Annotated in this window: 5 protein-coding genes; 4 read left to right on the top strand and 1 reads right to left on the bottom strand. The window is 50.9% G+C overall.

Annotation, left to right across the window (positions count from 1 at the left end):
* Positions 1-333: 333 nt before the first annotated feature.
* Positions 334-2,460, bottom strand: coding sequence for a hypothetical protein (locus Q2J39_RS10275; protein ID WP_288340585.1), 2,127 nt, complete (start codon positions 2,458-2,460; stop codon positions 334-336).
* Between the two features lie 591 nt (positions 2,461-3,051).
* Here Q2J39_RS10275 and Q2J39_RS10270 point away from each other — a divergent pair.
* From Q2J39_RS10270 to Q2J39_RS10255, 4 genes are all read left to right on the top strand, one after another.
* Complete coding sequence (locus Q2J39_RS10270; RefSeq protein ID WP_288340583.1) at positions 3,052-3,411, top strand: hypothetical protein; 360 nt, start codon at positions 3,052-3,054, stop codon at positions 3,409-3,411.
* Positions 3,371-5,119: a LamG-like jellyroll fold domain-containing protein gene (locus Q2J39_RS10265; protein WP_288340581.1), complete on the top strand. Its 1,749-nt coding sequence runs from the start codon at positions 3,371-3,373 to the stop codon at positions 5,117-5,119. Before Q2J39_RS10270 ends, Q2J39_RS10265 begins: the two co-directional genes overlap by 41 nt.
* Positions 5,022-5,822: a hypothetical protein gene (locus Q2J39_RS10260; RefSeq protein ID WP_288340579.1), complete on the top strand. Its 801-nt coding sequence runs from the start codon at positions 5,022-5,024 to the stop codon at positions 5,820-5,822. Before Q2J39_RS10265 ends, Q2J39_RS10260 begins: the two co-directional genes overlap by 98 nt.
* 198 nt (positions 5,823-6,020) lie before the next feature.
* Positions 6,021-6,608: a hypothetical protein gene (locus tag Q2J39_RS10255; RefSeq protein WP_288340577.1), complete on the top strand. Its 588-nt coding sequence runs from the start codon at positions 6,021-6,023 to the stop codon at positions 6,606-6,608.
* Positions 6,609-6,964 lie beyond the last annotated feature (356 nt).

Here is a 6,964-nt window from a genome sequence, read left to right as displayed (position 1 = left end):
CGTATCTAATATTCAGTCTCGCGTATACCCGTCGATTGTTTGACACTTACATTCATCCCGCAACCGTGTTTCGCTCAAAAAACGTGCATCCTCCGGCACAGAAATTTGTCGATACGAATTGGCAGAAGGGGCCGTGTCGAAGCGAATCGGCGAGACAAATGTGTCGAAGCAAATGGGGCGAAGGGAGCGAGCAAAGCGGAAAGCAGCATACGGAAAGCAGAATACGGAAAGCAGAAAAAATCCCCTGTTCAAGTCGTGAACAGGGGAAGAAAGAACGAAGCAAATTTCTTGCGGGCTGTGGTTGATATGCAGCCAGGAAACGAGGTGTACGGACTAGTCGAGGATCTGGTAAATCACGTCTTCGGTATTCTCGTCATCGTAAACAATCTGGTAGGAAATGCCGCCGGCGTCGAGAACCTGCGCATCGCGCTCCGTACCTGCGATGTAGTCGATATCCCAGTTTTTGAGCATCGAAACGGGCAGATTTACCTGTACTACGTCGCCCGAAGGGCTGGCAATTTCCAGATCGCCATCCGGAATCAGGGAAACGTAAATGTGCGCGTAACGGTTAATTTCGTCTTCAAACTTGTGCTCCGGATCGATGAGTTCCCATTTTTCGAAATCCGGGTAGAAGTTGACGCCGTTAACGACTTTGACGCCATTGGCCATCATCAGCGCCTGACGCAGATCGTTTTCGGTCGTCAGCCACCAGGCGTCAGGATTTTCTTCACGAATCTGTACAGCGGCCTGTGCCATGGGGTATTCGGCAACGCTCGCCGTTCCCTGCATGATCGGGTTGACAAGCATGCCGCTGCCGGCTGTCCATGCCAGCATGCCGCAGAGGGTCAGCTGACGATAGCGGGTAAAGGCCAGCCAGAACAGGAATGCCAGACCGATTGAGAAGACATAGAACATGGCCCGCGATCCAAACAGCCGCAGGAAGTTTGGCAGGATCATGTAATGCGTAACCATAGCGGCAAGAACGGCGTAAATGGCGCAGGCGACAAAGCCGGAGAGCGTTTTGTGCGGGAACTTGGTGTCCTGCACTTTGTAAATCGTCCAGACGGTAAAAATCGTGCCGGTATAGCCAAATACGGTCTGCATGCGGTTGCAGGAAGAAAGCAGAGTCACTTTCGCCAGCCATACCGGGATTTCAAAGTGCAGATAAAACGCCTGGAACAAAAGGGAAAGGAAGAGAACCGTTCCGATCCAGCGGGAGCGGTCTTTCTTCTTTCTCAGCCAGTAGAAGAGATACGGATAGTACAGGCAGCAGGCAACGCCAAACTGCGTAAAGCTCGAGATTTCACTGTTGTTAAGCAGATCCGGATCGGTATACGTCTGCAAAAGGCTGACCGGGTTGATAAACAGCATCCACGGTGCGCCGGTCGCCCCATGAACGACGCGATCGCCCGGATAAACGGTATCGTTGGCCATCATCAGCGCATCTTTTGCCGAAAGCAGTGTCGGCACCAGAACGATGCAAAGACCGCCGATGACCGCGATTACGTTCCAGATGTTGCTCTTTTTCCATTCCAGCTCATCTTTATCCCGATAAAGACAGGCGCACATTAGGAAGAAGGCGAGCAGTCCGCAAGGAACCTGCAAAGAAGGGAAGAGGGCCAGAACAAAGCCGTCTAACGATGCAATAGCCAGAAGCGTGAAGGCCCATTTTTTCCAGCCCTGCGCGCGGAAAAACCAGTAGCCGACCACAAAGAGCGTACTCGCCCAGAAAATCGCATCGTAGAAATGGGGCGAGAACCACCACTGCATGCCCGGCGCAAACGTCAGGATAATCGCACCAAAAACGGAAAGGTATTTGTTTTTCGTCAGGATGTGGAACATCTCGATCGAAACCATCACCATCAGAATCGTTTTGGACAAAAAGTACCAGGAAATGCCGTAGGCGTTTCCAAACAGAATGTAGCCCCAGACAAACGGCTTGCCGATCAGGGAGAGCGACAGAACCGGGGAGTTGTAGCCGACGATCATATCCTGACCGCCGATCGACATCTGATGGGAAATCTGGGCGTAGTCGTTGTAGTACTGGGAGAAGTAATACGGAAGCTGTACCGCATACTCATCGGCCCGCGGAATACGCGGACGGCCCATTAAAATGGACTGTTCCACTTCCGGATTTGCGGTAAACGAGTACATGTAGCAGGCCGCGTTGGACGTGTGGATCTGGAAACAGAGCAGAACCACAAACACAATCGCCGCAATCAGCCAGCGCCAGCGATACATTTTCTCGAACACCCCGTTCAGGAATTTGGAATAGAACAGGCGAAGCAGGTTGATGATCAGAACGAGCGTTCCGCACACCGCGATGATCGTCGTTTTTGTGAAGAAAACAGAAGTGAAAATGGTATAAGCCAGAATCAGCAGCGATTCCAGAAGAATCATGATGACTTTGGATCGCGGCAGTCTGGTTCGATGAAGACGGAGCGTAGAGGACGTACTCATATCGCCCGACCTTCCTTTCGTCGATGGGTTTCGCTTTCAGAACGCCATCGCTCAAATTCAAAACAGCCTTGATCAAACAGGCAGACAGACATGGCAAAACTCCTTTCTTGCGTCTCCGGTTTTGAATGAATATTCGCAGAGAAAATCGATGTATAAATGAGGACTCTAAATAATCAGATCCTGTACACACAGAAACACCTCAGAAAAATCTGAGGCCAAATCAGAAGAAACGGGTCATTAAATCCCGCAGGACTGTAACGATTCTGTGTCCAATCGATCCTGTCCGTTCAGGACAGTCAGAAAGATATTAACATTTCTGGATTTGAAATCGTCCTTTCATCCGGAACTAAAAAAGACAGGAACAGGATCCGTACAGTTTCACATGTGGAAAATCGTGCTGCATTCTGGCCAGACGGAATTTCAGAAGGACTGAGGGAATGCAGGAAAACCGAAAACCATAAAGGACCAAACGGAACAGAAAGAATCCATACGGTATACTGAAAGAGCTTACACAGGATGGAAAATTCGACGCGGAAATTATCCTAAGCAGTCCGACGGAACTGAGAAGACTCACTCAGCCAAAAAGACGGCATGAAACGGGCAATTGTGCCGTCTGTCAAAATGAATGGACAGCGCTTTTTCATCGGAAACGGGCATACAGATCGAAAGAAAAAGAAAAACATGCGTCGAAAACCAGTTCAGGAATACAGGAGAAAATATGAAACGGAAAGGAACAAAAAGCTTGCTGTGCGCCTTTCTGGCTTTAAGTTCACTGAGCAGCACGCCGGTTTTTGCCGCGCAGTCATCCAGCGATTCGGCCGTCAGGATGATCCGATCGACCGACAGAGTTCAGAGAAATTACAGCGCCAGAAAAGCTGCGCCAAATACAGCCGTCGCTTAAACCGCACAAATGCCGGCGGCCGAGCATCTGAAAGATTACTGGGATTTTGAAGGGAATACCCCGCTTCAGTCCAAAACGAGTACCCATACCGCACTTACCGCAGTTACTGCGCAGACCGCTTCGGCAGAAAACAGCCTGTTTGGTCAGGTTTATCGTTTTCCGACCGATCCTTCCCAGCATGCGTGGCTGCAGGCCTCGAACTATATCAATACCGGTCAGGGCCGCATGACCTTCGCCTTATGGTACAAATACGATCCAAGCCAGGACAGTGCGGACGGATCGTCTGTCGTACTGCTTCAGCATACGGGAAGCGGAAGAACGATTCTCTCGCTGCGCGCAGACGGCCATTATCACACGTATCTGAACGCCACGGATGTGTTCTCAGAAGGAACGGTTGCTAAAGGCGAGTGGCAGCACGTCGCGATCAGCTTTGATCAGGACGCGAAAAAAGTTCGCTTCTACATCAATGGAAAATTTGACAGTGAAAAGGATCTGGGCAATACGGTTCTGAATCAGATGTTTGATCTGCGGATCGGTCACCATAAAAACGATACAGGAACCAACCCGCACGGTCTGCGCGGCGATCTGGATGAACTTTGCGTGTACGACACGAAGCTTTCGGATGCCGATGTACTCGAACTGTACGCGCAGAAAGGAAAAGGACTCCTTCTGACGGATCTTGAAGAGTGGGTCGCAAAAGGACAGACTCTCTGCGACGACAGCAAAGTGAGCCCCTCGGCAAAAACAGCCGTGCAAAACGCGCTGGATGCAGTGGAAGCGCTCGATCCCGAAACGGTATCCATAAATGAACTCCAAAACGCCTGCGAAACCTTGAAAACGGCATGTCAAAACGCGGAACAGTCTCGTCCGGCCATTCTGCATGTGGAAGACGAGATTCTTCGAACGATCGATCCGGATTCCATTTTCGGCATCAACCATCGCTATGCGTTTAACGCGTATGGAACCTTTGATGACGAAACGAAGCAGGTTAAGGACGAGTTCAAAACGCTGTACAAGGATGCAGGTTTTGGATCGATTCGCTATCCCGGCGGATCCATTTCCAACCTGTTCAACTGGAAAACGACGCTGGGTCCAAAAGAACAGCGCAAAAAACAGGTTCATGCCTTTTATAACAATGGAAGACAGACCGGCATCGATCCCAACTTCGGACTCGAAGAAATTGCCAGCTTCGCCGATGAAGTCGATTCCGATATCGTTTATGTGTACTCGCTGGCAAGAGGCAGTGCGCAGGACGCATCCGATCTGATTGAATTTCTGAATGCGAAAGTCGGAACCAATCCAAACGGCGGCATCGACTGGGCGAAGGTGCGCAGCGATTACGGCCATCCGGAACCGTACAACGTACAGTTCTTTGAAATCGGAAACGAAATCCAGCAGTGCTACGGCATTAACAACGACGGCAAGACGACCCAGGGCTACTGGATCGATTACCGTTCCGACGGATCCGATGCGGTTCACGCCTTCACCCTCGGTGCGCCAACCGCTTATAACCGGATTTATGCGGCCAACCCGGACAACTGGGACGAAAACGCCTCCCGCTCCGACGGATCGAAAAACATGGTTCGTCAGCTGCGTCACGTCAATACGAACACCATGCTTTACGAAGACGGAAAAGCTTTACGAAGACGGAAAACTCCGCATGGATCCGGATTTCCAGGCACTGGAAAACGGTGCCCACGTCTACGTCGGTCAGAACGCGGCTTCCGCGACGGAATGGACGATTGTCGATTCCCTTGAAAATGCCGGACCAAACGATCAGAAGTGCACGCTGAACTATTCCACAGGCGAAATCACATTTGGAGACGGAGTCCATGGCGCCGTTCCTGCCAGCGGTCATGGCATATACGCGTCCTACAGCGTGGATCATGACGGCTTTAACGATGTATCCGAAGCGATGCGCCAGACCCAGTCGCGCATCAATGAACTGGAATCCAAAGAGCATGACGTGAAAATTTATACGGCCTGGGAAAACGTCAACTTCGTCAATCTCGAAAATCAGCTTGGCAATGCGGACCTTTACGACGGCATGACGATTCATCCTTACTCAGGAACCGTCAACGAAAGTTCAGATGAAGCTTTCCTGCTTGATGCGATGGCCAAAGCGCAAAACTGCAGAAACCGCGTCGTGAACTACTTAAACCAGATGCCGGAAGACAAAGTCCCGGCCATTTCGGAATTTGGCATTTACTACAACACCAGCGGACGTACGCGTTCCCAGCTGCACGCTCTGTATGTCGCCCGCTGCATTATGGATTATGCCGAACTGGGCTCGCCCTACATTCAGAAGCACTGCCTCTCGGATTACTACACATCCGGAGCCGATGCCTTAGGTCCAACGCAGCAGGCCGTCATTCAGGTTGTGCCGCTGGCCGGCTCAGATACGGCCACAGGCAAAGGCAATTTCGGTTACTTTGCGACGCCAAGTGCGCACGTCTTCTAGATTTTCAACGCCGGATTTGGAACCGAACTGCTCAATTCCTCCCTGTCACAGGACTACACGCTGTCCAACAACGTCAATTCCATTTCTGTTCTGGCCAGCCGCGATGAAGAGCACAACTATTCCATCGCCATCGAAAACGCGGATCCGACAAATGCGCGCGAGATCCAGATCGAACTGCCGGAAACGGTCGAAAACGCAGTGATCAAGGCGCAGCGTCTGGAATCCAATGGTCTGGCGGATGAAAACAGCCTCACCAGTCCCGCAAACGTTACGGTCCGTACAGATGAAATTCAGCCGGATGAAGACGGACGCATTTTTGTAACCGTACAGCCGCATTCGTTCCTGATTCTTCGCGTGTATGAACCGGCCGATAAGACGGAACTCAATTCGCTCATTGAGCTGGCGAAAAATGTGAAGACCGATGGCAGTGCGAAGTTTACCGATCTGAAAAACCGCCTGGATCAGGCGCAGATCGTCAGCCGTAATGAATTCGCCCGTCCGGCTCTCGTTCAGGAAAAGAGCGAACAGCTCAGCTACGCGCTCGAACAGCTTCTGGATCCTTCTTTATTAGAGACGGCTGTAAACAAAGCCGAAACGCTGAAGGAAGCCAGCTATGCCAAAGCAGACTGGACGTCCCTGCAGGAAGAACTGAGCGATGCAAAAGAGATTCTTCGTACTTCTGTATCGCAGGCGCAAGTCAATGAAACCGCTATGGAGCTGAATCAGACACTCCTTGCCCTGCGCAGACTTCCGGATCCGGCAGTTCTGGAAGAAATCCGGGATTAAATTTTGCCGCTCTTTCTCTGGGTATTCCTCCTTTCAGACGATCGATACAGGCTGGATTTGTGATTTCGTCGATTTCGCCTGTACGGCTGAAAAATCCGGAAGCCAGTTTCCAGAAATTCTCTTTCAGGAAAAGAAGGGGAGGCGTACCGAAGCGACCAAATCGCGGCGGTCTTTAAGGGAGGTCTGTAACGGAGGATTGCCTGAAGCAGCCTTAATTCCACACGCAAAAAGCAGAGATTCTTATCCTCTCTATATCAGGGAGGATGGAATCTCTGCTTTTTTATTTGGAAAATAATTTGCGAGGTAAGTGTCAAACAATCGACGGGTATACGCGAGACTGAATATTAGATACGCTA

Source organism: uncultured Allobaculum sp. (assembly GCF_948576815.1).
Classification (GTDB): domain Bacteria; phylum Bacillota_I; class Bacilli_A; order Erysipelotrichales; family Erysipelotrichaceae; genus Allobaculum; species Allobaculum fili.
Note: the sequence above shows the minus strand (reverse complement) of the source record. Positions and strands in the feature narration are given on the sequence as shown.

Coding starts and splice junctions, on each gene's coding strand:
- Q2J39_RS10260 (WP_288340579.1), top strand. CDS start 5,022: ATGGATCCGGATTTCCAGGCACTGGAAAACGGTGCCCACGTCTACGTC.
- Q2J39_RS10265 (WP_288340581.1), top strand. CDS start 3,371: ATGCCGGCGGCCGAGCATCTGAAAGATTACTGGGATTTTGAAGGGAAT.
- Q2J39_RS10275 (WP_288340585.1), bottom strand. CDS start 2,460: ATGAGTACGTCCTCTACGCTCCGTCTTCATCGAACCAGACTGCCGCGA.
- Q2J39_RS10270 (WP_288340583.1), top strand. CDS start 3,052: ATGAAACGGGCAATTGTGCCGTCTGTCAAAATGAATGGACAGCGCTTT.